Below are 22298 nucleotides of genomic sequence, written 5' to 3'. Positions count from 1 at the left end.
TATCATAAAGCGCTTCCATTGTTTTACAACAGTAGAATATAAGGCTTCTGTACCACCTTACTGTATTAAAATCAAAAGAAATGTGTTACAATTATTTTCGGAATGTGTCTAAAATTTCAAAAGGGGGACAAATGAATGGCGAAGAAAAAAGTATTCAGTTTGTTCGTAGCATTATTATCGATCTCCATGATTCTTGGAGCATGTGGATCTGGAGGTGGCGATGGAGCTAGTGGGTCACCTAAAGAATTAAGCCTACTAACTGGTGGTACTGGTGGTACATACTTCCCGCTTGGTGGAGAAATCGCCACATCTATCCAAGACAACACAGACATTGAAAGTGCTAACGCACAGTCTTCAGGTGCATCTGTAGAAAACATGCAGACACTTCAGAGCGGAGATGCAGATGTTGCGTTCACTCAAACAGACATCGCTGCTTATGCGACAAAGGGCGAGCTTATGTTTGAAGATGGAAAAGTTGATAATGTACAAGCTATCGGAACGCTTTATCCTGAAACGATTCAAGTTGTAACACTTAAGGAAAGTGGAATCGCTTCAATCGAAGATCTTAAAGGTAAGAAGGTTTCTGTTGGAGCACCTGGAAGTGGAACATATGCAAACGCTGAGCAAGTTCTTGAAGTTCATGGCATCACGATGGACGACATCGATGCACAGCACCTTGCATTCGATGAGTCTACTGAAGGAATCCAAGATGGTAACATCGATGCAGCATTCATTACTTCTGGAACGCCAACTGGTGCAGTAGAAGGGTTGTCTGCAGTGAAACCTGTTAACGTACTACCGATCGAGCAAGAAATGATCGATAAGTTGATCGAGAAGTACCCTTATTATGCAGAAGACACAATCAAGAGCGGTACTTATGGACTTGAAGAAGATACAACAACTGTTGCAGTACTTGCAATGCTTGTTGCTCGTTCTGACCTTGATGAAGAGTATGTTTACAACATGACGAAAGCTATTTTCGACAACGCAGATAAAATTACACATGCTAAAGGTGAATTCATCACAGCTGATAGTGCACTTAACGGTGTAGGAATCGATCTTCACCCAGGTGCAAAGAAGTATTTTGATGAAAAAGGAGTCAAAAGCGAGTAAGCTTCTTTATAATCTATAAAAAAGGATGTGATGGACGCAGGCTGCTAGCAGCCTGCGTCTTCTTACAATGATACTATCAACCTCAACCAGACAGTTTCTGTTTCACACAGGCTTGGCGATCGTTCTGATTATGGTTGTTTTTACGTACCCCTTTTTTACCGTGATGGGTCTTGAGAATGGAAAGACAGGTAAGTTTCTAGCTTATATTCCGATCGATTCTGCCCCGGAAGATTTTGATATCCGCTACACGCACTCTGTACACCGCACACCCGTCTTAGAGTCTTACTACATTTCAGAGGACGGCACGATTGTTCAATATGAACTTTCATATGAAAACTTTGCAGTTGGAATGCCGGCGAATGCGGGTGAAGGAGAGCGGTTTATTCAAGACGAAGAGGGTTACAAAATTAAAGACATGAACCGTGAACTTCCATCGATCGACTTGCGTACGGGTAAAGTCGTAGCAGATCATACGCTTCTTGTGGAAGATCAAGAAGTGAAGCTCAGCAAGGTTATTGAACCTGGCTCATGGCTTCACATGGAATCGGGAACAATAAGTTTGTGGAAGTGGATGAAAGGAGTTAATTTGCTTGAGTGACAAAGACAAAGAAAAAGATAAACCAATAGATCGTGAAGAAAACGAAGAATTTACAGAAGAACAATCCAGGGACTTAATGGCGAAATTCGACCCAGAAGCAGGACACCGTACGCTTACCGGCGTTCTAGGGTGGATTTCAGTTATTGGACTCGTTGGATTCTCTGTATTCCAATTGTATACTGCAATATTTGGAGTTTTTACCGCTCAACTGCAGCGTTCCATCCACTTAGCTTTTGCACTTGGTCTGATCTTCTTATTGTTTCCTGCTTCAAAGAAGCGTCTTAAGGATAAGAAAAGAAGGTTTCAAGTAGCCTGGTATGATGGACTGCTTGCGCTCGTCGGTGTTTATGTCGGTATGTACTGGCCGCTCAATTTCGAAGAACTTGTTTTTCGTGTTGGTCGTTTGACGACGCTTGATTTAATCGTTGGATTTTTAGCAATCGTTCTCGTCCTTGAGGCAACGAGACGTGTCGTGGGACTGCCAATCACCATCATTACATCGATCTTCCTTCTTTATGCTTATTTAGGACCATATATGCCTGGGTTCTTACAGCATAGAGGACTGAGCATCGATCGTATTATCCGCTCGATGTATTTTACAACAGAGGGGATACTCGGAACGCCACTAGGCGTTTCGGCAACGTTCATCTTCCTCTTCCTCCTATTCGGAGCTTTTCTCGTCAAAACTGGCGTGGGGCAGTACTTCAATGACCTTGCGCTCGTGATTGCAGGAAAAAGAGTCGGTGGACCTGCAAAAGTTGCGATCTTCTCTAGTGCACTACAGGGAACGATCAGTGGAAGCTCGGTTGCGAACGTTGTGACATCAGGTTCGTTCACAATTCCGATGATGAAACGTCTCGGTTACAAAAAGGAATTCGCTGGTGGTGTTGAAGCGGCCGCTTCGACTGGTGGACAGCTCATGCCACCGATCATGGGTGCCGCAGCCTTCCTAATGGTCGAATTCATTGGAGGGGGCATCACGTACTGGGAAATTGCAAAAGCAGCAGCAATCCCAGCAGCTCTTTATTTTACGGGAATTTGGATTATGACCCACTTTGAAGCGAAGCGTATCGGACTACGTGGTCTTACAGAAGATGAAATGCCAGATCGTAAGCAAGTATTGATGAAAATCTATCTACTGCTTCCAATCGCAGCTGTTATTTTCTTCTTGATGTCAGGTACGTCTGTTACAAGAGCCGCTCTTTATGCGATCTTAACGTCGATCATTGTTGGTGCGATCAACAAAGAAACGAGAATGGGAATCGGTGACTTCATCGACGCGCTAGCAAACGGTGCACGTACCGCACTCGGTGTAGCAGCTGCAACGGCAGCCGCAGGTATGATCGTCGGTGTTGTAACGTTAACAGGACTTGGGTTGAAACTTGCAAACAGCCTAGTTTCACTATCTGGTGAAAACATATTGCTCACGCTGTTCTTTACGATGATCGCATCACTCATCCTTGGGATGGGATCACCGACAACGGCGAACTATGTTATTACCTCAACGATAGCGGCACCAGCACTAATTGTGCTATCTGTGCCTGAACTATCTGCTCATATGTTTGTATTCTACTTTGGTATCGTAGCTGATATTACGCCACCAGTAGCACTTGCGGCCTTTGCTGCAGCTGGTGTATCTGGGGGTGAGCCGCTCCGAACCGGGGTCAATTCAGCCAAACTCGCCATCGCCGCGTTTATCATTCCATACATCTTCGTGCTATCGCCGGAGCTCATGATGATCGATACAACGTGGCAAGAACTTCTGTGGGTACTGTTCACATCACTAACTGGTATGATCAGTATCGGTGCAGGTATGATCGGATACTGGTACAGAAGAACGCATGCCATCGAACGCATCGCTGGCGTAGCTGCTGGTATTATGTTGATCTACCCTGAAGGATCTACAGACCTTTACGGCCTAGGTCTCTTCATCGCACTACTCGTTCTACAATTTGTAATCAAACGAGACGACCAAGATAAAAAGCAAGTTGCGAACGCGTAATTTGAAAAGCCGCTCATTTTGAGCGGCTTTTTTATGTGAAAAAGTGTTTGGTATTGTCTTTCATATGGATCGGAATCTAAAGATTCTATGTTAAACAAAGCACTATGACACAAAGTTAAAGTCATTTAGAAGGTGTTATCTACAATAATTGTCTACCTTTTTATTAATGGTTTTTTCACAATTGAAACAGTAAATTACCGTTGATTGGAGCGGAAGGATGCTCGACTCCTGCGGGACTAGCGGGACAGGTGTGACCCCACAGGCGCGCGTCAGAGCGCCGAGGAGGCACACCGCCCGCCCCGCGGAAAGCGAGTATCCTGGAGCGCAAATCCATCAGCACCAAGGTTCTTAAGACTTTCTCGACATCTTTTTTTGTATGTAAATTGTAACGATACCTTCGTAAAAATATGATATGATGAAAGCGTCGTCATAAAAAAGTGAGAAGGTTTAGCCTTCTTTTTATGGAAGTGAATCTTGTTAGTCTTTTACTTAAAGGAGGATCACAATGGATTATAGAATTGAACGCGACACAATCGGAGAAATAAAAGTACCAGCAGACAAAATGTGGGGTGCACAAACGCAACGAAGCAAAGAAAACTTTAAAATCGGTAACGAACAAATGCCGATCGAGGTTGTGAAAGCATTCGCTATCCTAAAAAAAGGTGCTGCACTAGCGAATCAGCGTCTAGGAAAGCTTGAAGATGTAAAAGCCGATGCGATCGTACAAGCTGCAAACGAAGTGATCAACGGAGAACATAACGAGCACTTCCCGCTAGTTGTCTGGCAAACAGGAAGCGGCACACAATCGAATATGAACATGAATGAAGTCATCGCATTCCGTGCGAATGAAATATTGAAAGAACAAGGTAGTGACGCGACAGTTCACCCGAACGATGATGTGAACAAATCACAATCATCGAACGATACATTCCCAACGGCGCTTCATGTAGCAGCTGTTTTGGCAGTAGAAGATCACCTTTATCCAAATCTGATCGAATTAAAAGAAACGCTTTATCAGAAGATGCAAGATTTCGATCACATCATCAAGATCGGTCGTACGCATTTACAGGATGCAACGCCTCTTACGCTTGGACAGGAAATCAGCGGCTGGCATCGCATGCTCGTGAAGTGTGAAAACATGCTTCTTGAAAGCGTGAAGTACATGAAGGAACTTGCGATCGGCGGAACTGCAGTCGGTACGGGCCTTAACGCTCATCCTGATTTCGGTGACATGGTTGCAGAAGAAATCAGCAAGATGACTGATCGTACGTTCAGTTCTGCGCTTAACAAATTCCATGCACTTACGAGTCATGACGAAATCGTTCATGTACACGGCTCACTGAAAGCACTAGCGGCAGATCTGATGAAGATCGCAAACGATGTGCGCTGGCTAGCGAGTGGTCCACGCTGTGGTATCGGCGAAGTAACGATTCCAGCAAATGAGCCAGGAAGCTCGATCATGCCTGGTAAAGTGAATCCAACACAAAGTGAAGCTCTTACGATGGTAGCAGCTCAAGTGATGGGGAACGATGCGACGATCGGTTTCTCTGCAAGCCAAGGAAACTTTGAGCTAAACGTTTTCAAACCCGTTATCATCTATAACTTCCTTCAATCTGCAAGACTGCTTGCAGACGGCATGAAGTCTTTCAACGACAAATGCGCGGTCGGTATCGAACCGAACGAAGAAGTGATCGGTGAATACTTAAAGAACTCACTGATGCTCGTTACGGCACTGAACCCTCATATCGGATATGAGAATGCAGCGAGTATTGCGAAGAAGGCTCACCAGGATGGTACGACACTTCGTGAAGCTGCACTTGAAAGTGGTCATCTGACAGCTGAGCAGTTCGATGATATCGTACGACCTGAAGAAATGATTTCACCTAAATAAGCATGAAAAAAGCGGGGGCTTGGAACCCCGCTTTTTTTCTTTCTTTCAAGAGTAGGTAAGCGCTTACGATTTTGACGGAAGAACAGCCCTGATGCCTTTGTAGATCAACACAAGTGCAAATAGCAGCGCCGCTAAGTATCCAACCACTTCGAATACCGGGTTGAGACTTGAAAGGAAAGAATCAGCCTCAGATAATCGAAGCATTGCAAAACCAGCAATCATAGCAGCTACGAAAAGCAATGTACGATCCAACATAATCAGCACTCCCTTTGAAAGAAGAATTTTTTATTGCCATACAAATATATGCAGAATGAAGAGTTGGCAGACCCCTAACTGTCCAATATCTTTATAAATATTTTTTATTGTGAGCACCCATCTGCTTGTCACAAATCAAAAAACGGAGCCCGGCACCTGCCAAGCTCCGTTTCATCTCTACTTCCACTGCGCTACTTTGTCCGTATCCGTAACGAACATAAAGATTTTTCCTTTATCCATTTCTGATTCATATCGTTCTGCTTCTTCTTTGGAGAAGCCGATCTCTTCCATCTTGTTTCGCAGTTCATCGCCTTTTCTACTGAATACGTTCTTCAGGCTTTTCAGACCCATTTCTTTTCGATCGATCGTATTGGCATCTACACCGTCTGCAACGCGCTCTGTACGATCATCGTCGTGAGAGAGGACGTAGATAGCATCCTTTGAAATTCCGATGTTGCTTAGCTCTTCAATGTCAGCCTTTAGCTTCTCATCGTTCTGGTATTCTCGTACTAATGGTCTACTCATGGTCAAATGCCTCCTTCGATATCTGAATTCATAGGTAATATAGACGCTCTGCTGAAGAAATAAACATCGTATGGAGAGTTGTGCTGATAAATTGGTTACAATAAGTGCATAACGAGCCGTAAAAGGGTATAACAAAGAAGAACGATAGAAAAGGAGGCGAAACCGATGAGCGGAGAGCAATTAGGTGCAAGAGATGGCAAGTTAGCACCTTGTCCGAATAAACCAAACTGTGTTTCAACTCAGAGCGAAGATGAAAAGAATAAGATGGAATCATTTTCATACAGCGTGACAGAAGGAGAAGCGCTAGCGAAACTGAAAAGCATTTTACAAAACAGAAAACGTACGAAAATCGTAAAAGAAGAAGCAAACTACATAAGAGCTGAAGAAAAATCGAAGCTTTTTAAGTTTGTTGATGATATTGAATTTTACCTTGATGAAACCTCGAAAACCGTGCACTTTCGTTCCGCATCACGTATGGGCTATTCAGACATGGGTGTGAACAAAAAGAGAATGGAAGAAATTAGAGAAGCGTTTTTAAGTTAAACAGGAAACAGGTGCCAGCGTGGCACCTGTTTTTTATGAAAAGTCTTTCGCTTTTTCACTTTCTTCTTCTAAGGTATCTTCGTTTTCGTCTTCACGTTCACTCTCATCACGCTCAGAAGAGAGGAACCATCCTCCAAGAGCAATCGCGACGAGGACGCCCCAGAACGTGATTTTCCATGCTGGTTCTTTCGGGAAGGATTCTTCAAGAATAGCGAGACTCGGGTGAGCGAGCGTATAGATCGCTAACTTTACACCGACCCAACCTACGATGATGAACGCAGCTGTTTCAAGTCCTGGTTTACGGTGGAGAAGTTTAACGAAATAATTTGCTGCGAATCGCATGATGATCAGTCCGATAATTCCACCGGTAAGAATAACTGCAAATTGAGCACCATCTAACCCACCGACTTTTGGAAAGTTTGTGGTGGGAAGAGTGAGTGCAAGCGCTACTGCAGCAAGAATGGAATCAACTGCAAACGCAATATCAGCTAGCTCTACCTTAAGTACCGTCGTCCAGAATCCTGACCCTTCGTTGTTCGGTTTATCTTCTTTCTTTGTTTTCTTCTTATCATCGCTTAGTAAGAACTTCTTCACGAGGTGATTGATGCTAAGGAATAACAGATAAAGTGCACCGATCGCCTGCACTTGCCAAATATCAACTAAGAAGGAAATGATGAAGAGTGAACCAAATCGGAAAACGAAGGCACCGCCTAGACCATAGAAAAGAGCTTTTTTACGCTTATTTGGTTCAAGATGCTTGACCATGATTGCCATTACAAGCGCGTTATCTGCTGCAAGTATGCCTTCGAGCCCAATCAAGACAAGAAGCACCCATGCGTATTCAAGTATTAGACCAGCATCCATGACGATCTCTCCTTTAGTACTAAATAGTCTCCCCAATTTTTAAGACCTTACTATGGCCGCTGTTTATCCCAAAGTCATATGTTGAAAGGTATGTTCAGACTATGGGAAAAAATACACACCGAGGGAATGGTTACATTACGTTTTTAATACCCTCAAAAGGTTTCAAGAAACCCGTCGTTTTGAAATGAGCACAAAATGGTATATCGTTAAGGTGGAGGTGAAAGTATGCGTTTATCAAATAAAAAAGTAATCAGTCTCGTTCATCATGAATTTGAAGACCTTGAGCTAACGTATCCTTACTACAGATTGATCGAGGAAGGTGCAACCGTTCATTATGTAGGTGAAAATGCTGGAGAGAAGTATGTTGGAAAGTATGGGGTTCCCGTTGTATCTGACTATGCATACAGCGACATCGACCCTTCAGATTATGACGCCATCCTCGTACCGGGTGGATGGGCACCGGACAAGATTCGCCGCTTTCCTGAGGTGTTGAAGATGGTGCAGCATATGGAAGAGAACAAGAAGCCGATCGGTCAGATTTGTCACGCAGGATGGGTGCTGATTTCTGCACGTATCCTTGAAGGGAAGAAAGTGACGAGTACTCCAGGCATCCGTGACGACATGGAGAATGCAGGAGCAACATGGATCGACGAACCGGTTGTCGTAGATGGCCATCTTGTATCCGCAAGACGTCCGCCAGATCTACCACCTTATGGGAAGGCGTTCGCAGATCTTCTTGCATCCCAATAAGAAAAAGCTCACTCGATCGAGTGAGCTTTCTTACTTTTATTTTTCTACAAGATCAAGCTTTCCAGTCTTCGGATCGATCACTAAACCGTGAACGGGCGTTCCTTCTGGCAACAGAGGGTGGTTTTTGATCGTTTCCACACTTTGGCGAACGCCATCTTGAACAGTGGAAAAACCTTGCAGCCAATTTTCTACATCGATGCCTGCATGTTCGAGTGTTGAAACCACTTCTTTTGAAACGTTGCTCGCCATTTTATCGCGAAGTTTTGCAGGATCAACTTTACCCATGCCGCAGTCATGATGACCGATGACAAGAACAGCATCAGCTTGAAGTTCGTACACACCGATTAGGATGGAGCGAACAACGCTATCAAGTGGATCTGTTACATAAGCTCCTGCATTCTTAACCATCTTCACATCGCCATTCTTTAAGTTCATCGCACGAGGAAGCAGCTCGACTAAACGAGTATCCATGCAAGAAAGGATCACCATTCTCTTATCAGGAAGACCTGACGTTATGTAAGGTTCATAATCCTTGTTCTCAACAAATTTCTTATTGAATTCTAGAATGTCACTTAATGTTTCCATGAAATAAATTCCTCCTACGTTGATTTTTTATTTCCTTTTTGTTTCTGGTACACTTAAAGCAAGAATCCCTTCCTAATGAAAAAGGAGTATGCATATATGAAGGATATCCCTATTGAACAACTTGTTCAACAGATGAATAGCAAAATGAAACAGCTTACTTATAATGTTGAAGAAAATGATGCCGATGTCAATGGAATCCGTGAAGATCTTATCGCAATTAAAACATACTGCGAGATGCTTTTACAGGCGTCAAATGGTATGAAAGAAGCGCCTACCCCTTCTCCAAAGAAACCAGCTTACACGGCTCCAGTGCAGCCCATCCAATCTCCATCAAAGCCGATGCAGGATGATGATGCAAATGAAGATTCAATCTTTGATTTCTAAACGCGTATGTCCAAAGTGACATACGTTTTTTTATATACCGAATGCCGCTGGGTAATGTACGTGTCCTTCTTTAGGCAACGCATCTTTCTTAAGTTCTTTTACCATGAAGGAATCTCCTGCCTCTTTAAACGGACCGGTTATCCCTTTCTCAGAAGCCGGTATAAAACCAAACTTTGAATAATAAGCGCTGTGTCCAAGAACAATGACATGGCGATAGCCAAGGGCAGTCGCTCGCTTGAGGCTTTCATTGATCATGAACGTTCCGATTCCCTCATTTTGAAAGGGAGGAGAGACAGAGACTGGCGCAAGAGCAAGGGATGTGATGGTATCCTCTGCTTCGATTTCGATCTCACTTAATAGAATGTACCCAACCGGAGTCGTTCGATTATGAAGCGCGATCAGTGCTAATTCTGGAATATAGTGCTGCGAATTCCTAATCCGGTGAATTAATGCAACTTCGTCTTCTCCATCAAATGCATTCCTTACGATGTTATCAATTCCCTCTACATCACTTTTCAATTCTTCTCTTAATTCAATCATGCCAACACCTCCTTATGTGTCTTTACTTCACGAGTAACGCAAGTCCTGAAGCCCTCACAACGTGATTCAGTCAGTGAAAGATTTCCAACATAAAATACGTGTGAGGGGACAAATTGATAGTAATCCCAAAGAAAGGAGGGAGACAGAATGCCGGATCTACATCCTTATTCAACGGATGATTTTATAGAAAATGAACAGAGCTACAATGTATATGTGAATGATAATTATATCGGCAATAAAATTTTGTTCTCTCAGCAAGATAAAATAGAAGATGTAGGCGACTATTTAAATAATAAAGGCTTCTACAACTTCCAAGCAGAGGTGGAAGGTGACCATTACCGCCTCCAGATGACAGAGCTCGATCAAGGTGAGCTTGTCATCGATGAACTGCACAGTTATTTAGGTCATCCTTAGCGAACGATTTTCTCCCAAACCCTAAAATCACGTTCCTGAGCGATCGCGATCTCTTGCGCTTCTTCAACCGTGATCTCTTTAAAACGAACCGAACCACCAGGAGGGAGCTGGGCGATCAATGGAAGGTCAGGACCGATGACTGTACCGATACGAACGTAACCACCCGTTGTTTGCCGGTCTGCCAAAAGGATGATCGGCTCACCGTTTGCCGGCAGCTGAATGCCGCCAAGCGGCACAGCGTCAGATAGTATATCGCCTTCATGATCTGTTTTGATACCGTCGCTCACCAACCGGTATCCCATACGATTCGATTGCGGGGACACCTCATGCCGATTCGTAAAAAATTGCTCCAATACTTCAGGGCTGAGCTTATCATCGTGAGGTCCTTTTACAACGCGAACGATAGCGTCGCGGTCATATGCAGGAATCTCGGTATGAAAGAGCCCGATTCCTGTTTTTTGCTTCTTAGGATTCCCATGTAGTTCATCCCCAGCTTCTAGCTTACGGCCTAGTCCAGCTGGTTCATAAACCGATTTGCTCCCCATGTACTCTTCTGCTTCAAACCCACCGTCTACCGTTAAATAGGCACGAACCCCGATTCTTGGGCGTCCGAACTCAAGTACCTGTCCCTTTTTAATGGTGAGAGACTTCCACATTTGAATCCGTTCACCGTTGATCATTGGTGATAAATCGGCACCTGTTATGCTAATCACTGCATCCACTTCTGCTACCAATTCTGGACCCTGCATCGTAATTTCAAGTCCTGCTGTATTCCATGGGTTTCCGACTAGGATGTTCCCTACTTGAAGGGCGAAGCGGTCGAGTGCACCAGAAGCCGGTACTCCGTATTTTAAATAACCTGTTCTTCCTAAATCTTGATACGTTGTATAAACGCCTGGTTTTTCTACTGAAAATAACTTCAACGGTTTCCGATCCTTTCTATCAGGATATTTTCTGCCTTAAATCTTTTTCTTAGTGACTGGATAAAGGCAAGTGCCGACGGTTCATCGCCGTGAACGCAGACGGTGTCAGCCTCGATCGAAATCGATGTGCCATCTACAGCTCTCACTATGCCATGTTTCACCATCGAAATCACCTGGTCGATCGCAGTCTGTTCGTCTGTTATCATCGCATTCTTTTCTGTTCGTGGAGTGAGGGTACCATCTGGCTGATACGTTCGATCAGCAAACACTTCTGAAGCATACCGAACGCCTGAAAGCTTAGCCGCTTGTATCAGTTCTGAGTTAGCGAGTCCAAACAGGATCAGCTCAGAGTCAAAGTCTTTCACAGCTTGTGCGATCGCATTCGCAAGTTCAGCATCCTTTGATGCCATGTTATATAGAGCTCCATGAGGTTTCACGTGCTGCAGTTCGACTTCATGCGCACTGCAAAACCCATGCAGTGCGCCGATCTGATAAAGAACAAGCGTATAGGCTTCTTCAGGTGTGATGATCATCTTTCTCCTTCCGAACCCTGTTAAGTCAGGAAAGCCAGGATGAGCCCCGATCCCAACGTGATGTTCTTTTGCCCATTTGACCGTTCGGTTCATGATGCGGGGATCGCCCGCATGAAAACCACATGCTACGTTTGCTGACGAAACGAGCTCGAGTACTTTTTCGTCTTGCCCGATGGTATAAGCACCAAAGCTTTCACCAAGATCACAGTTAAGGTCGATCGTCGTCATCTAGAAACCTCCTCGCGCTGAACTTCATAAGACCCTTGCTCCAGTTGCTCTAAAATTTGATTGAACTCTTTCTTACTAACGGGTTGGAACCTGAGATAGTCACCTTGATTCAGTAAGAATGGATCGTCTTTTTCAGGTTGAAAAAGGCGAAGCGGTGTCTGGCCGATAATGTTCCATCCCCCGGGAGATTCGATTGGGTAAACCCCAGTTTGTGCTTCAGCAATACCAACTGAGCCTGCAGGAACCTTTTGTCTTGGCGATTCAAGACGAGGCGCTGCAATACGCTCATTCAGTCCGCTTAGATACGGAAAGCCAGGTAAAAAGCCAATCATGTTTATAAGATAGTCTTCGTTTGTATGTAGTTTTATGATGTCATCTTGGGACATTCCTTTTTCCTTTGCAAGATCTTCAAGGTCTGGTCCGTGCTCTCCGCCATAAAGGGTCGGGACCGTGATGACCACCTTTTTTTCTGACGCCTCTGTTGCAACTGCTGTGATATCTTCCAATATGTCCGTTATCTCATCATAGTTGAGGACCCACGGCTCGTAATAAACGGTGACAGAATCGTACGCTGGTACCCATTCAGTAATGCCCTCTTTGTTAAGAGACGCAAGTTCACGGCAAAAAGCTTGAATGCGGCTAGTGAGGGAATGAGACACTTCTTCATGATACGTAATCTTTACGCAAGCTTCACCGAGCGGGTGTAAGGTGACGTTCATTTCGATAGACTCCTTTCGTAATTACAAGAAAAGTTCTAGTATTCCAAGCGAATGAAGGGCGAGAACGAGCGTTACGAGTAATACGATACCGCCCAAAATATTTGAGAGTGTGCGATTGACGTATTCACCAAGTAGTTCTTTATTATTCATAACATAAAGTAAGAAAATAGAGATGATCGGCAGCATCAAGCCGTTTGCATACTGTGCGAAAATAATGACGGTCGTAGGACTCATCCCAAGAGCTGAACCGACGATTCCGATTAAAATAACGACTCCCCAGATCACTCTGAATTTCGTTGCTTTCAGATCCATCGACCACCCGAAAACACCGCTGATCGCATAGGCGGCTGCAAGGGGAGCGGAAATAGAAGATGTGATTCCAGCAGATAACAATCCGATCGCAAAGAACACCTTCGCCCATGATCCGAGAAGGGGTTCTAACTGAACGGCCATTTCAGAAGCATCCGTTATGTTTGTACCGAGCGGAAAAGCAACTGCAGCCGATACAACGATCGAAAGTGAGATCAACCCTCCGACGATGATCGAGAAAACGGTATCAAAACGACTTTCTTTTAACCCTTCCTTTCCTCGCCAGTGCTCTTGAACTGTAGAAGAGTGAAGAAAGATGTTATAAGGAACGACCGTCGTCCCGATCAAGGCGATCGCAAACAGTGTGCCACCAGTTGGGAACGTTGGCAGGAATGCGCCTTTAAACATTGCCCCGAGATCCGGCTTAATGACGATAGCAGTCGCTACAAAGCAAACGCTCATGACTAGCACGAGAACGACGAACACTTTTTCAATCGCTTTGTAGTTTCCTGAGTAAAGAAGAATCGCAGCGATGATCCCGATGACTGGCCCCCATATGTTCACTGAAATGCCCGTCATGGTAGAAAGACCGAGCGCACCGCCCAGGATGTTGCCGGTTTCGTAGGCGGCCGTTCCTACACCGATCGCTGCAAGAACGAGAATGATGCTGATTCCTTTCATCAACGGACTGCTGAACTGCTTTCTCATCGCTTCGCCAAGCTGCATTCTCGCCGTGATTCCAAGTCGCGCTGACATCTCATGAAGGGTGATCGTTGCGAGTATCGAAAAAACGAGTGCCCACATCAATGCAAATCCAAATCCAGCTCCTGCCTGAGTAGCGGTCGTTACAGTTCCTGGTCCTATAAAAGCTGCGGCGACGATGGCGCCAGGGCCAACGCTTTTAAGTTTCTTTAGAAACGTGTTTTGATCGCTCATAAGCTCCTCCTTTAAGTGTATCGAATTTTAAAATTTTCAACAAATTCAACCTGTTAAAAGACGACAAAAGACTTATAATGAGGATAGACTTTTACAGATAAAGGAGTTTTTTCTATGAAAATCCTCACGACCCGCTTCGGTGAACTAGAAGTGAACAAAGATTCCCTCATCACCTTTTCGAACGGAATTCCCGGCCTTGAACAATACACCACATACTGTCTATTACCCGCTGATGAACAGAATGAGTCGCCGTTTTTCTTTCTGCAATCAACGGAGGAAAGCAGTTTGTGCTTTATACTAGCTGATTCATTTTCCTTCTACCCGAACTATGAAATTCATCTAGAAGAAGACTTGTTGAAAGAGTTAGCGATTGAAAAGCCAGAGGAGGCGATGGTACTCTCCGTCCTTACCGTACAAGAATCATTACAAGATGCGACGATAAATTTAAAAGCCCCGATCATCCTGAATCTTTCGAGCGGAAAAGGAAAGCAAATCGTACTCAGTAAGGATTTTCAAATTAAAGCACCATTGGTGAGTGCGGCAGAGGGAGGCAGATAAGATGCTTGTACTCGGACGTAAAAAAGATCAGTCGATCATCATTAATGATGAAATCGAGCTGAAGGTCATCAGTATTGAAGGCGATACGGTGAAACTAGGAGTGGAGGCGCCTAAAAACATCAGCATACATAGGAAAGAAGTTTACGTGGAGATTCAAGAGGAGAATAAACTAGCATCCTCACAAGAGATCAAACTAAGTGAGTTGCAAAACTTTCAATTGAAACGCTAGGCAAAGAACCGCTATAAAGCACATAGCGGTTCTTTTTAATTTATTTTTCAAAAAACTATAAACAACTGAATTTTCCAGCCGATAATGAAAATATCAGGAAGTCCAAACGGATGTGGGCTTTCTAGAAAACACATTACACGGAGGTAATTTAGTATGAGAATTAACCATAATATCAATGCTTTGAACACGTACCGTCAAATGGGTGTTAACCAAAACGCTGCAAGTAGCTCGATGGAGAAGCTTTCATCTGGGCTTCGTATAAATCGTGCTGGAGACGATGCAGCTGGTCTAGCAATATCTGAGAAAATGCGTGGTCAAATTCGTGGATTGGATCAAGCTAGTCGTAATGCGCAGGATGGTATTTCTTTGATTCAAACTGCTGAAGGAGCTCTAGGAGAAACACAAAATATTCTACAACGTATGAGAGAGCTTTCAGTACAGGCCGCGAGTGATACAAATACGACGGATGATCGAGCTGAAATCCAGAAAGAAATTAATCAATTAACTTCTGAAATTTCAAGAATTGGTAACGATACTGAATTTAACTCAAACAAAGTATTAAATGGAGATATGAATGGCGCTGGTGTAGGTGCAACACAAGAAACTCAAACCTTAACATTGGGTGCTCCTGATTTTACAGCAGGTACAGCCCATAACGACGTCGTTTTAGAAATCGGTGGTGAAACATATACTCTTAAGTTTGATGCGGCTGCTAACGCAGGTACTGCACCGGTTGTTGATACTGCAGGGAATTCTATAACAGTAGGAATTGCAGATAGTGTTGCTCAAATTGGGAAAGATGTTTCAGGAGCTCTAAATCTATTAGCTGGTCAAGAAACAAATAATTCATTGAATGAGTTTAATGTTACAAGTGCTACTGATGGGACAGTAACTATTACAGCTAAAGACACAGGTGAATTTGCAGGAACTGCTGGTGAAGACTCTATTTCACTAACTTCAGGTTTGCTAGCCGAAAGGTTGGCTGAAACAACTAATGGCGCTGATGGTACTGGAGGTACTGCTAAAATACAAGTTGGTGCTAATGCTAATCAGCAGTTCGCTATTGATGTAAGCGACATGAGGTCTCTTAATCTCAATGTTTCTTCGGAAACTGCAGGAGGAAACTTTACGGCTACAGGTTTATCTGATGACTCTGGTAATACAGAATACGCGCTAGATGTTTCTGACTCAACGAAAGCTTCAAATGCAATTACTGTTTTAGATGCTGCTATAAAATCAGTGTCACAAGAACGCTCTAAACTAGGAGCTTCTCAAAACCGTTTAGAGCACACAATAAACAACCTAAATGCTTCATCTGAAAACCTTACTGCCGCAGAATCCCGCATTCGCGACGTAGACATGGCTAAAGAAATGATGAACATGACGAAAGAAAACATCAAGTCACAAGCTGCTCAAGCGATGCTAGCACAGGCTAACCAGAATCCACAGCAAGTACTTCAGCTTCTTCGTTAATTTCTAACAAGAAAGGCCTTAGATCTCTCATCTAAGGCCTTTTTATTCGAAGGGAGTGTTTTGAGATGGATATTGCAGCGCTTTCGGTGGTGCTGAATCAAGCAAAGGTCCAGCAGCAGGTTGATGTATCGTTAACCAAAAAAGCTTTGAATCAAGCACAAGAAAATTCGAATGGACTAGTGAAGATGATGGAGCAGTCGGTACAGCCTCATCTTGGAGGTTCAATCGATATAAAGAAATAATCTCATTAGAGGTCGGGTTTAAGTAACTCTTATTGAAGGGGATCGGACCATGGAAATAAAATCAATTTCAAATCAAATACCTGGTATAGGGAAGCAAGTGCAACAGCCTATTGAAGTAAAAGAAGTAAAGGAACTAAAAGAAGAGAAGAAGGAACAGAAAGAAAAGGTTCACACAAAGGAACAGGTCGTTCAACAGATCGAACAGCTGAATGATTTCATTATGCCTGTAAAAACGAACCTTAAATTTCAGCTGCACGATAAGTTGAATGAGTTCTATGTTCAGATAGTAGATAGCACGAGTGATGAAGTTATAAGAGAGATTCCGTCAAAGGATTTTCTCGATCGATATGCGGCAACTGCTGAACTGCTTGGCTTTATGGTGGACCAAAAAATATAAAATGCTGAGAACCTTCACAAATGAAGGTTCTTTTTTATAGTACTATTTACATCTTAAAACCGAGCGGATCTTTGCCGATAGTATGTGTATGAGTGATGAACGGAGGAGATGTTCATGAGGATTTCCGGGCTTGCATCGGGAATGGATATCGATCAGATGGTGAAAGATCTGATGAGGGCGGAACGCATACCGCTCGATAAACTATCACAGCAAAAACAAACAGTTGAGTGGCAGAAGGATTCTTATCGGGAACTCAATACGATGATGTCGGATATGAGAAGTGCTGCATCGAAGCTAAGACTTCAGTCAACGTTTAACGCATATAAAGCAGGTTCATCGAACGGAGCTGCTGTTACGGCAGAAGCAATGCCTACTGCGGCCCCTGGTTCTTATGCAGTTGTGGTGAATGGGCTTGCTGAGAGTGCCAAGCTAACTTCAGCGCAGGCAGTTACGAACGAAGCTGGTGCTTCAGCAAAAGGAACTGATAGAGTTCTGCAATCTGGCGCAAACGACACAACATTTACCCTTACGAACGGAAAAGGGCAGGGAACAACGATCACGATAACGGCAGCAGATACGTTTAAAAGTCTTGCTACAAAGATTGCTGAGGCAACAGATGATACGACGGGTGAAACGCTCGGTATGAGAGCGAACTTTGATGATACAACGTCACGCTTTTTTCTATCGACAAAAGCGATGGGTGGAGATGAATCGATCACACTCTCGAACTTTAGTGATGCAGGTGTTGAAAACCGCCTATTTGGAGGAGCAACCACTGCGAATGGTTCGTATGGTTCGGTCACTTTCGACGGCATCACGGTAAATAACCTGAAAACAAACGAAACGACGATCAATAACATAAAGCTTAACCTTGTTGAAAAAGGCACGTCGACAGTATCGATTCAAAGCAATCCGGATGCGTCATTTGAAAGTATCAAATCGTTTGTCGAGAAGTACAACGAGTTGATTGAGAAAACGCAGGGTCTTCTCACAGAAAAACGCTACAGAGACTTCCCGCCTTTAACAGATGCGCAGCGCGAGGATCTTTCAGACAAAGAAATCGAGCTTTGGGAAGAGAAGGCGAAGAGTGGTCTTCTCCAAAGCGATGCAACGGTGAGAGGGATTGCGAGCGACCTTCGCAGTGCCTGGATGACGCCTGTAAATGGTATTCAAGCTGGGGAACTGTCAATGCTTTCAGAAATCGGCATCAATACAGGGTCTTATCGTGATGGCGGTAAACTTTTTATTGATGAAGGGAAGTTGAAAGAGGCTATCTCACAAAAGCCTGAGGAAGTGATGAGCCTTTTTACAAAAGGTGATGCTGGAATCGGAGATCGAATCTACGAGAAAGTAAATGAAGGAATCGATCGTCTCGGTAAAAAAGCTGGCACACCTGGTGTTCTTGTCGATAATAGCTTTTTATCGAAACGGTTGGATAGCATTAACCAGCAGATGGATCGCTGGGAAGATAAGCTCGGCTCTATCGAAGACCGCTATTGGAAGCAGTTTACCGCGCTTGAAACAGCGATGGACAAAATGAATCAGCAAAGCATGTGGGTACAACAAAACTTACTTGGTGGGATGTAGAAATGAAAAGAATTGATGCACTGAATCAGATGCACGTTGTGACGAATCAAATCGTAAAGTCGCTCAATGGACTGAATCCTTCGATGGATGAAAACGGGCCTGAAGAATTAGATGGAATCAACAACATGATCAACCGACGAGAAGAAACGATTCAGCTTCTAGATAAAGCGATGAAGCAAGAAGGTACCGACTGGACGGAGGAAGAGCAGCTTATGCTTCAGCAGTTGAGTACGCTTGAAGAAACGATCCAACCTCGTCTGTCCGATCTTTATGCAGCGTTTTCTGAGCAGATGAGGCGTTTGCAGCAAGGAAAGACAGCAGCGAATAAATATAACTCTGGACAAGCTTACACAGACGGAGCATTTTTCGATAAGAGAAAATAGGGGGAACGTTCGATGGCAATGCAAAATCCTTATCAAACGTATCAACGAAATTCAGTCGCTACATCCTCTCCACAGGAATTGACGCTCATGCTGTACAACGGATGTCTTAAATTTATCCGGATGGCAGCGATCGCGATGAAAAAAGGCAATGTGGAAGGCAAGCATACAAATATTATCAAAGCACAAAACATTCTTGAAGAACTACGCGCAACGCTCAATATGGACATGGAGCTTTCTCAATCGATGGATTCGTTATATGCGTTCATGATCGAGCAGCTTGTGTCTGCAAACATCAATAACAATATTGAGAAGCTGCAAGAAGTTGAAGAGCTAGCAGAAGAGTTTCGAAATACTTGGAAAGAAGCGATGGAACAGAAATAAGCAGTATAGAGGGTGAATGCATTGGAAAAAACATCTTTGTTCGGATTATTGCTCGGCTTTGCCGTCCTCGTAGGCGGGTTGATTTTGAAGGGAGCCAATCCAGCTGCTCTACTTAATCCAGCTGCCCTCGTCATCATCTTTGTCGGGACAGCCGCAGCATTGTTGATCGGTTTTCCGTTTTCCGAAATCAAAAAATTTCCGATTTTATTAAAGATTATTTTTACGAATCAAAAGTTAGTCTCTGCTAAGGAAATCATTCCGATGTTCCGTGAGTGGGCAACGATCGCTCGTCGAGATGGCTTGCTGTCACTAGAAGATAACCTCGATAAACTAGAAGATGATTTCCTAAGAAGAGGGTTTCAAATGGTCATCGACGGTCATTCTAGGGAAATTATCGAAGAGATCCTTGTAGAAGATATTGAAGCGATGAAAGAACGTCATAAAGCAGGAGCGGGGATCTTCACGCAAGCTGGAACGTATGCACCGACGCTTGGGGTACTTGGTGCCGTCGTAGGACTCGTCGCTGCACTCAGTCATCTCGGTGATATGGAGCTTTTAGGAAAATCGATCGCTGCAGCATTCATTGCGACGTTGTTCGGAATCTTTACAGGATACGTCCTGTGGCATCCGTTTGCGAACAAGCTGAAACGAAAGTCGAACGCGGAAGCAAAGATCAAGATGATCATGCTTGAAGGTTTGCTAGCGGTACAGTCAGGCGCGACACCTACGATGGTAGAAGATAAACTACTCGTCTACCTTCCGGAGAAAGAGCGGAATCTTGATGAAATAAAGAAATCAAGTGACGTCAAAGTTGGAGAAGGGGTAGGTGCCGATGCGTAAGAAAAGGCATGAAGACCATGACGAGCACGTCGATGAAAGCTGGCTCATTCCGTATGCTGATATGCTCACGCTACTTCTTGCTCTTTTCATCGTTCTATTCGCAGCGAGTACGGTCGATGCAAAAAAATATGAAGCGATCACACGATCGTTTGAAGAAGTTTTAAATGGGGGCACCGGTGTACTAGAAAGCGAGCCATCGGTCATGAAGCCTGAAGATGATTCGTTCGTTGGGTTAACAGAAGAAATTGAGGATAAAGAAGACGTAGAGGAACTACCTGAAGAAAAAGATGAAGAAAAGCTTGAGGAAGATCTCCATAATCTTCAGGAATTAAAAGAGCGAATCGACCAGTATATTTCGAAGCAGAGCCTCGATTCGTATTTGCAAACGAGCTTAACAGAAGAAGGGTTATTGATCACGATAAAAGAAGCTGCGCTGTTTAATAGCGGGCAAGCCTACTTAACGAATGATGCGAAGGGGATCGCAAGTGAAATCTCTCGTTTTCTCGTCACAGATCCTGCGAGAAACATTACTGTGACAGGTCATACAGATAACAAACCGATCAAGACATCTCAGTATCCGTCAAACTGGCATCTTAGCTCAGATCGAGCGCTGAACTTCATGACGGAGCTTTTGAAAAACAGTAAGCTGGACCCACAGCTTTTTAGTTTCACAGGCTATGGAGAGTATCGTCCGGTCGCCTCGAATGACAGTGAGAAAGGCAGAACGAAAAATAGACGCGTAGAAGTGTTGATCCTGCCTTACGATGTTGAAAATTAACAGTTGAGGTGAATAGAGTAGATGAAACGTATCCTATTGATTATTTTGGCAACTCTCGGTGTCGTTGCAGGGGGTGCCATTGCAGCAGTGTTCTTTCTAGATATCGATCTAGGAAAAGTACTTGCTCAGGAAGAGAAAGAACCGACTGCTGAGGAGCTAGCAGAAAGGAGCTACAGCATGGAGCCGATCACGACGAACCTACTGTCTGATCACTACGCTGTTGTTCAGCTAAACTTGTTAGCGGACGGAGGAGAGAGCTACCATGAACTAGAGGTTCGTATCCCAGAGTTAAAGTCGATCGTCATCGCTACTCTTGCAAACTCTTCAAGAAATGATTTGAAGGGCGCAAAAGGACTTAAGACGTTCGAATCGAGCATCAGAGAACAAATAAATGAAGTCCTGCAAGATGGGGAGATCGAGCGAGTACTCATAACCGACTTCAAAATTCAGTAACTAGTAAACTTTTGTAAAGAATTTTCCGATATTAACGGTAAGATGCTCAAAATAGGGTACGAATAATAGAATAGGAGTAGTTTTACTATTATCGAAGAGGGGTGAACGGATTGAACGTTAACAAACCGTCAGCACCGCCATTTGTTAACCCTTACAAAAAGCACAATCCTGTTACAAAAGTCGAGCAAGCAAAAAAAGCTCCTCGTGAAGATGAGCTGCAAATCTCAAACAAAGCGAGAGAACTATACACGATGAAGGCTGAAGAAAAGCGCGAAGCCAAATTAGATGCAATTCAAAAGAAGATTGAAAATGGAACGTATAGTGTCGACAGTAAAAAAACAGCCGAAAAACTGTTTGATCAGTTGTTTTAACAGGAGGCAGCACGATGGGGCAACAATTACTGGCTACAATGAGCAACATGATAACTCTACATGAGAAGTTGCTATCACTCGGAGAGCAGAAGCAAGAAGCGCTCATCGAAAGAAATGTGAACAGCTTATCAGATTTGATGAAGACGGAAAGGGAGCTTCTGCAGGCCTTAAGCGTGGAAGAGGAGAAACGCCAGGGACTTGTTGAGGAGCTTGGCGGATCGGGAACGCTTAAAGAGGTGCTGCCAAAGCTAAGCCCTGCCGTTAGAAGAATGATCGAAAATAGAGCAACCACATTAAAAGAAAAGGCAGTAGCATTACAAACGTTGAACGAACAAAACGATGTTCTACTAAAAGACGCGATGGCGTTCGTTCATCATATCATCGGGCATTTGACTGCATCGCCTGATCAATCCCTTACATACTCAAGACCAAACCAAAAACCGGCATCATCGACACCAAGAGGGTACTTCGACACAAAAGCATAGGCTTAGAAA

General features: G+C 43.9%; 30 protein-coding genes. 21 read left to right on the top strand and 9 right to left on the bottom strand.

Going from position 1 to position 22298, the window contains the following annotated elements:
* Positions 1 to 135: 135 nt before the first annotated feature.
* From PFZ69_RS08115 to fumC, 4 genes are all read left to right on the top strand, one after another.
* Positions 136 to 1113, top strand: coding sequence for a TAXI family TRAP transporter solute-binding subunit (locus PFZ69_RS08115; protein WP_270180499.1), 978 nt, complete (start codon positions 136 to 138; stop codon positions 1111 to 1113).
* A gap of 130 nt (positions 1114 to 1243) precedes the next feature.
* Positions 1244 to 1711, top strand: coding sequence for a DUF1850 domain-containing protein (locus PFZ69_RS08110; RefSeq protein WP_270180498.1), 468 nt, complete (start codon positions 1244 to 1246; stop codon positions 1709 to 1711).
* 76 nt (positions 1712 to 1787) lie between these two features.
* Complete coding sequence (locus tag PFZ69_RS08105; RefSeq protein WP_270180643.1) at positions 1788 to 3713, top strand: TRAP transporter permease; 1926 nt, start codon at positions 1788 to 1790, stop codon at positions 3711 to 3713.
* A gap of 505 nt (positions 3714 to 4218) precedes the next feature.
* Positions 4219 to 5604, top strand: a complete 1386-nt coding sequence (gene fumC / locus PFZ69_RS08100) for a class II fumarate hydratase (protein WP_270180497.1) — start codon at positions 4219 to 4221, stop codon at positions 5602 to 5604.
* Between the two features lie 63 nt (positions 5605 to 5667).
* Here fumC and PFZ69_RS08095 read toward each other — a convergent pair whose 3' ends face one another.
* Both PFZ69_RS08095 and PFZ69_RS08090 read right to left on the bottom strand, forming a co-directional pair.
* Positions 5668 to 5859, bottom strand: coding sequence for a hypothetical protein (locus PFZ69_RS08095; RefSeq protein ID WP_224884125.1), 192 nt, complete (start codon positions 5857 to 5859; stop codon positions 5668 to 5670).
* Positions 5860 to 6036: 177 nt separating this feature from the next.
* Positions 6037 to 6384, bottom strand: coding sequence for a general stress protein (locus tag PFZ69_RS08090; protein WP_270180496.1), 348 nt, complete (start codon positions 6382 to 6384; stop codon positions 6037 to 6039).
* 165 nt (positions 6385 to 6549) lie between these two features.
* On the opposite strand from PFZ69_RS08090, the gene PFZ69_RS08085 reads away from it, so the two are divergent.
* Complete coding sequence (locus PFZ69_RS08085; RefSeq protein WP_270180495.1) at positions 6550 to 6927, top strand: DUF1499 domain-containing protein; 378 nt, start codon at positions 6550 to 6552, stop codon at positions 6925 to 6927.
* 33 nt (positions 6928 to 6960) lie between these two features.
* On the opposite strand, the gene PFZ69_RS08080 is transcribed toward PFZ69_RS08085, so the two are convergent.
* On the bottom strand, positions 6961 to 7791 hold the full coding sequence (locus tag PFZ69_RS08080; protein WP_270180494.1) for a TerC family protein: 831 nt from the start codon (positions 7789 to 7791) through the stop codon (positions 6961 to 6963).
* A gap of 225 nt (positions 7792 to 8016) precedes the next feature.
* Here PFZ69_RS08080 and PFZ69_RS08075 point away from each other — a divergent pair, with 225 nt between their 5' ends.
* Positions 8017 to 8541: a type 1 glutamine amidotransferase domain-containing protein gene (locus tag PFZ69_RS08075; protein ID WP_270180493.1), complete on the top strand. Its 525-nt coding sequence runs from the start codon at positions 8017 to 8019 to the stop codon at positions 8539 to 8541.
* Between the two features lie 36 nt (positions 8542 to 8577).
* Here the strand turns inward: PFZ69_RS08075 and PFZ69_RS08070 are convergent, their stop codons facing one another.
* On the bottom strand, positions 8578 to 9126 hold the full coding sequence (locus PFZ69_RS08070) for a beta-class carbonic anhydrase (protein WP_270180492.1): 549 nt from the start codon (positions 9124 to 9126) through the stop codon (positions 8578 to 8580).
* A 96-nt stretch (positions 9127 to 9222) separates the two neighbouring features.
* On the opposite strand from PFZ69_RS08070, the gene PFZ69_RS08065 reads away from it, so the two are divergent.
* Entirely contained in the window at positions 9223 to 9510 is a 288-nt protein-coding gene (locus PFZ69_RS08065; RefSeq protein WP_270180491.1) for a DUF5327 family protein, read from the top strand.
* Positions 9511 to 9540: 30 nt separating this feature from the next.
* Here the strand turns inward: PFZ69_RS08065 and PFZ69_RS08060 are convergent, their stop codons facing one another.
* Positions 9541 to 10050, bottom strand: a complete 510-nt coding sequence (locus PFZ69_RS08060; protein WP_270180490.1) for a GNAT family N-acetyltransferase — start codon at positions 10048 to 10050, stop codon at positions 9541 to 9543.
* A 147-nt stretch (positions 10051 to 10197) separates the two neighbouring features.
* Here PFZ69_RS08060 and PFZ69_RS08055 point away from each other — a divergent pair, with 147 nt between their 5' ends.
* Positions 10198 to 10464, top strand: a complete 267-nt coding sequence (locus PFZ69_RS08055; protein WP_270180489.1) for a hypothetical protein — start codon at positions 10198 to 10200, stop codon at positions 10462 to 10464.
* Here the strand turns inward: PFZ69_RS08055 and PFZ69_RS08050 are convergent.
* Genes PFZ69_RS08050 through PFZ69_RS08035 form a run of 4 tightly spaced genes read right to left on the bottom strand, consistent with a single transcriptional unit; the run spans position 10461 to position 14112 of the window.
* Complete coding sequence (locus PFZ69_RS08050; RefSeq protein WP_270180488.1) at positions 10461 to 11387, bottom strand: biotin-dependent carboxyltransferase family protein; 927 nt, start codon at positions 11385 to 11387, stop codon at positions 10461 to 10463. The two genes, PFZ69_RS08055 and PFZ69_RS08050, sit on opposite strands and share 4 nt — an antisense overlap.
* Complete coding sequence (locus PFZ69_RS08045; protein WP_270180487.1) at positions 11384 to 12148, bottom strand: 5-oxoprolinase subunit PxpA; 765 nt, start codon at positions 12146 to 12148, stop codon at positions 11384 to 11386. The genes PFZ69_RS08050 and PFZ69_RS08045 overlap by 4 nt, the downstream gene beginning before the upstream one ends.
* The gene (gene pxpB, locus PFZ69_RS08040; RefSeq protein WP_270180486.1) at positions 12145 to 12867 is read right to left on the bottom strand and encodes a 5-oxoprolinase subunit PxpB; all 723 of its coding nucleotides are present in this window, start codon (positions 12865 to 12867) and stop codon (positions 12145 to 12147) included. The genes PFZ69_RS08045 and pxpB overlap by 4 nt, the downstream gene beginning before the upstream one ends.
* A gap of 21 nt (positions 12868 to 12888) precedes the next feature.
* Positions 12889 to 14112 carry an Nramp family divalent metal transporter gene (locus PFZ69_RS08035; protein WP_270180485.1) on the bottom strand — a complete coding sequence of 408 codons (1224 nt, stop codon included), beginning with the start codon at positions 14110 to 14112 and terminating at the stop codon, positions 12889 to 12891.
* A 114-nt stretch (positions 14113 to 14226) separates the two neighbouring features.
* On the opposite strand from PFZ69_RS08035, the gene fliW reads away from it, so the two are divergent.
* From fliW to PFZ69_RS07970, 13 genes are all read left to right on the top strand, one after another.
* Positions 14227 to 14670, top strand: coding sequence for a flagellar assembly protein FliW (gene fliW, locus PFZ69_RS08030; protein ID WP_270180484.1), 444 nt, complete (start codon positions 14227 to 14229; stop codon positions 14668 to 14670).
* A 1-nt stretch (position 14671) separates the two neighbouring features.
* Positions 14672 to 14899: a carbon storage regulator CsrA gene (gene csrA / locus PFZ69_RS08025; RefSeq protein ID WP_270180483.1), complete on the top strand. Its 228-nt coding sequence runs from the start codon at positions 14672 to 14674 to the stop codon at positions 14897 to 14899.
* A 153-nt stretch (positions 14900 to 15052) separates the two neighbouring features.
* Entirely contained in the window at positions 15053 to 16372 is a 1320-nt protein-coding gene (locus PFZ69_RS08020; RefSeq protein WP_270180482.1) for a flagellin N-terminal helical domain-containing protein, read from the top strand.
* A gap of 65 nt (positions 16373 to 16437) precedes the next feature.
* Positions 16438 to 16614, top strand: a complete 177-nt coding sequence (locus PFZ69_RS08015; protein ID WP_270180481.1) for a YjfB family protein — start codon at positions 16438 to 16440, stop codon at positions 16612 to 16614.
* 49 nt (positions 16615 to 16663) lie between these two features.
* Positions 16664 to 17011: a flagellar protein FlaG gene (flaG, locus tag PFZ69_RS08010; RefSeq protein WP_270180480.1), complete on the top strand. Its 348-nt coding sequence runs from the start codon at positions 16664 to 16666 to the stop codon at positions 17009 to 17011.
* Between the two features lie 114 nt (positions 17012 to 17125).
* Positions 17126 to 18598, top strand: a complete 1473-nt coding sequence (fliD, locus tag PFZ69_RS08005) for a flagellar filament capping protein FliD (RefSeq protein WP_270180479.1) — start codon at positions 17126 to 17128, stop codon at positions 18596 to 18598.
* Positions 18599 to 18600: 2 nt separating this feature from the next.
* A complete protein-coding gene (locus tag PFZ69_RS08000) occupies positions 18601 to 18981 on the top strand; it encodes a hypothetical protein (RefSeq protein ID WP_270180478.1) in 381 nt (126 codons plus the stop codon).
* Between the two features lie 12 nt (positions 18982 to 18993).
* Positions 18994 to 19362, top strand: coding sequence for a flagellar export chaperone FliS (gene fliS, locus PFZ69_RS07995; protein WP_270180477.1), 369 nt, complete (start codon positions 18994 to 18996; stop codon positions 19360 to 19362).
* Positions 19363 to 19383: 21 nt separating this feature from the next.
* Positions 19384 to 20202, top strand: a complete 819-nt coding sequence (gene motA / locus PFZ69_RS07990; protein WP_270180476.1) for a flagellar motor stator protein MotA — start codon at positions 19384 to 19386, stop codon at positions 20200 to 20202.
* On the top strand, positions 20195 to 20980 hold the full coding sequence (gene motB / locus PFZ69_RS07985) for a flagellar motor protein MotB (RefSeq protein WP_270180475.1): 786 nt from the start codon (positions 20195 to 20197) through the stop codon (positions 20978 to 20980). Before motA ends, motB begins: the two co-directional genes overlap by 8 nt.
* A 21-nt stretch (positions 20981 to 21001) precedes the next feature.
* Entirely contained in the window at positions 21002 to 21433 is a 432-nt protein-coding gene (locus PFZ69_RS07980; RefSeq protein ID WP_270180474.1) for a flagellar basal body-associated FliL family protein, read from the top strand.
* A gap of 110 nt (positions 21434 to 21543) precedes the next feature.
* Entirely contained in the window at positions 21544 to 21804 is a 261-nt protein-coding gene (gene flgM / locus PFZ69_RS07975) for a flagellar biosynthesis anti-sigma factor FlgM (RefSeq protein WP_270180473.1), read from the top strand.
* 14 nt (positions 21805 to 21818) lie between these two features.
* Entirely contained in the window at positions 21819 to 22289 is a 471-nt protein-coding gene (locus tag PFZ69_RS07970; protein WP_270180472.1) for a flagellar protein FlgN, read from the top strand.
* Positions 22290 to 22298 lie beyond the last annotated feature (9 nt).

Origin of the sequence: Alkalihalobacillus sp. CinArs1, from assembly GCF_947387515.1 — a bacterium.
Classification (GTDB): Bacteria; Bacillota; Bacilli; order Bacillales; family Guptibacillaceae; genus Guptibacillus.
This window is presented reverse-complemented; position numbering and strand designations above follow the sequence as displayed.

Excerpts from the sequence above, each read along its gene's own strand:
- PFZ69_RS08035 (WP_270180485.1), bottom strand. The coding sequence starts at position 14,112 with ATGAGCGATCAAAACACGTTTCTAAAGAAACTTAAAAGCGTTGGCCCT.
- fliW (WP_270180484.1), top strand. The coding sequence starts at position 14,227 with ATGAAAATCCTCACGACCCGCTTCGGTGAACTAGAAGTGAACAAAGAT.
- PFZ69_RS08095 (WP_224884125.1), bottom strand. The coding sequence starts at position 5,859 with ATGTTGGATCGTACATTGCTTTTCGTAGCTGCTATGATTGCTGGTTTT.
- pxpB (WP_270180486.1), bottom strand. The coding sequence starts at position 12,867 with ATGAACGTCACCTTACACCCGCTCGGTGAAGCTTGCGTAAAGATTACG.
- PFZ69_RS08060 (WP_270180490.1), bottom strand. The coding sequence starts at position 10,050 with ATGATTGAATTAAGAGAAGAATTGAAAAGTGATGTAGAGGGAATTGAT.
- PFZ69_RS08045 (WP_270180487.1), bottom strand. The coding sequence starts at position 12,148 with ATGACGACGATCGACCTTAACTGTGATCTTGGTGAAAGCTTTGGTGCT.
- PFZ69_RS08110 (WP_270180498.1), top strand. The coding sequence starts at position 1,244 with ATGGTTGTTTTTACGTACCCCTTTTTTACCGTGATGGGTCTTGAGAAT.
- PFZ69_RS08070 (WP_270180492.1), bottom strand. The coding sequence starts at position 9,126 with ATGGAAACATTAAGTGACATTCTAGAATTCAATAAGAAATTTGTTGAG.
- PFZ69_RS08085 (WP_270180495.1), top strand. The coding sequence starts at position 6,550 with ATGAGCGGAGAGCAATTAGGTGCAAGAGATGGCAAGTTAGCACCTTGT.
- PFZ69_RS08055 (WP_270180489.1), top strand. The coding sequence starts at position 10,198 with ATGCCGGATCTACATCCTTATTCAACGGATGATTTTATAGAAAATGAA.
- PFZ69_RS08090 (WP_270180496.1), bottom strand. The coding sequence starts at position 6,384 with ATGAGTAGACCATTAGTACGAGAATACCAGAACGATGAGAAGCTAAAG.
- PFZ69_RS08105 (WP_270180643.1), top strand. The coding sequence starts at position 1,788 with ATGGCGAAATTCGACCCAGAAGCAGGACACCGTACGCTTACCGGCGTT.
- fliD (WP_270180479.1), top strand. The coding sequence starts at position 17,126 with ATGAGGATTTCCGGGCTTGCATCGGGAATGGATATCGATCAGATGGTG.
- PFZ69_RS08015 (WP_270180481.1), top strand. The coding sequence starts at position 16,438 with ATGGATATTGCAGCGCTTTCGGTGGTGCTGAATCAAGCAAAGGTCCAG.
- PFZ69_RS07980 (WP_270180474.1), top strand. The coding sequence starts at position 21,002 with ATGAAACGTATCCTATTGATTATTTTGGCAACTCTCGGTGTCGTTGCA.
- fumC (WP_270180497.1), top strand. The coding sequence starts at position 4,219 with ATGGATTATAGAATTGAACGCGACACAATCGGAGAAATAAAAGTACCA.
- PFZ69_RS08115 (WP_270180499.1), top strand. The coding sequence starts at position 136 with ATGGCGAAGAAAAAAGTATTCAGTTTGTTCGTAGCATTATTATCGATC.
- PFZ69_RS08000 (WP_270180478.1), top strand. The coding sequence starts at position 18,601 with ATGAAAAGAATTGATGCACTGAATCAGATGCACGTTGTGACGAATCAA.
- PFZ69_RS08065 (WP_270180491.1), top strand. The coding sequence starts at position 9,223 with ATGAAGGATATCCCTATTGAACAACTTGTTCAACAGATGAATAGCAAA.
- PFZ69_RS08075 (WP_270180493.1), top strand. The coding sequence starts at position 8,017 with ATGCGTTTATCAAATAAAAAAGTAATCAGTCTCGTTCATCATGAATTT.
- flaG (WP_270180480.1), top strand. The coding sequence starts at position 16,664 with ATGGAAATAAAATCAATTTCAAATCAAATACCTGGTATAGGGAAGCAA.
- PFZ69_RS08020 (WP_270180482.1), top strand. The coding sequence starts at position 15,053 with ATGAGAATTAACCATAATATCAATGCTTTGAACACGTACCGTCAAATG.
- motB (WP_270180475.1), top strand. The coding sequence starts at position 20,195 with ATGCGTAAGAAAAGGCATGAAGACCATGACGAGCACGTCGATGAAAGC.
- fliS (WP_270180477.1), top strand. The coding sequence starts at position 18,994 with ATGGCAATGCAAAATCCTTATCAAACGTATCAACGAAATTCAGTCGCT.
- PFZ69_RS08080 (WP_270180494.1), bottom strand. The coding sequence starts at position 7,791 with ATGGATGCTGGTCTAATACTTGAATACGCATGGGTGCTTCTTGTCTTG.
- csrA (WP_270180483.1), top strand. The coding sequence starts at position 14,672 with ATGCTTGTACTCGGACGTAAAAAAGATCAGTCGATCATCATTAATGAT.
- PFZ69_RS07970 (WP_270180472.1), top strand. The coding sequence starts at position 21,819 with ATGGGGCAACAATTACTGGCTACAATGAGCAACATGATAACTCTACAT.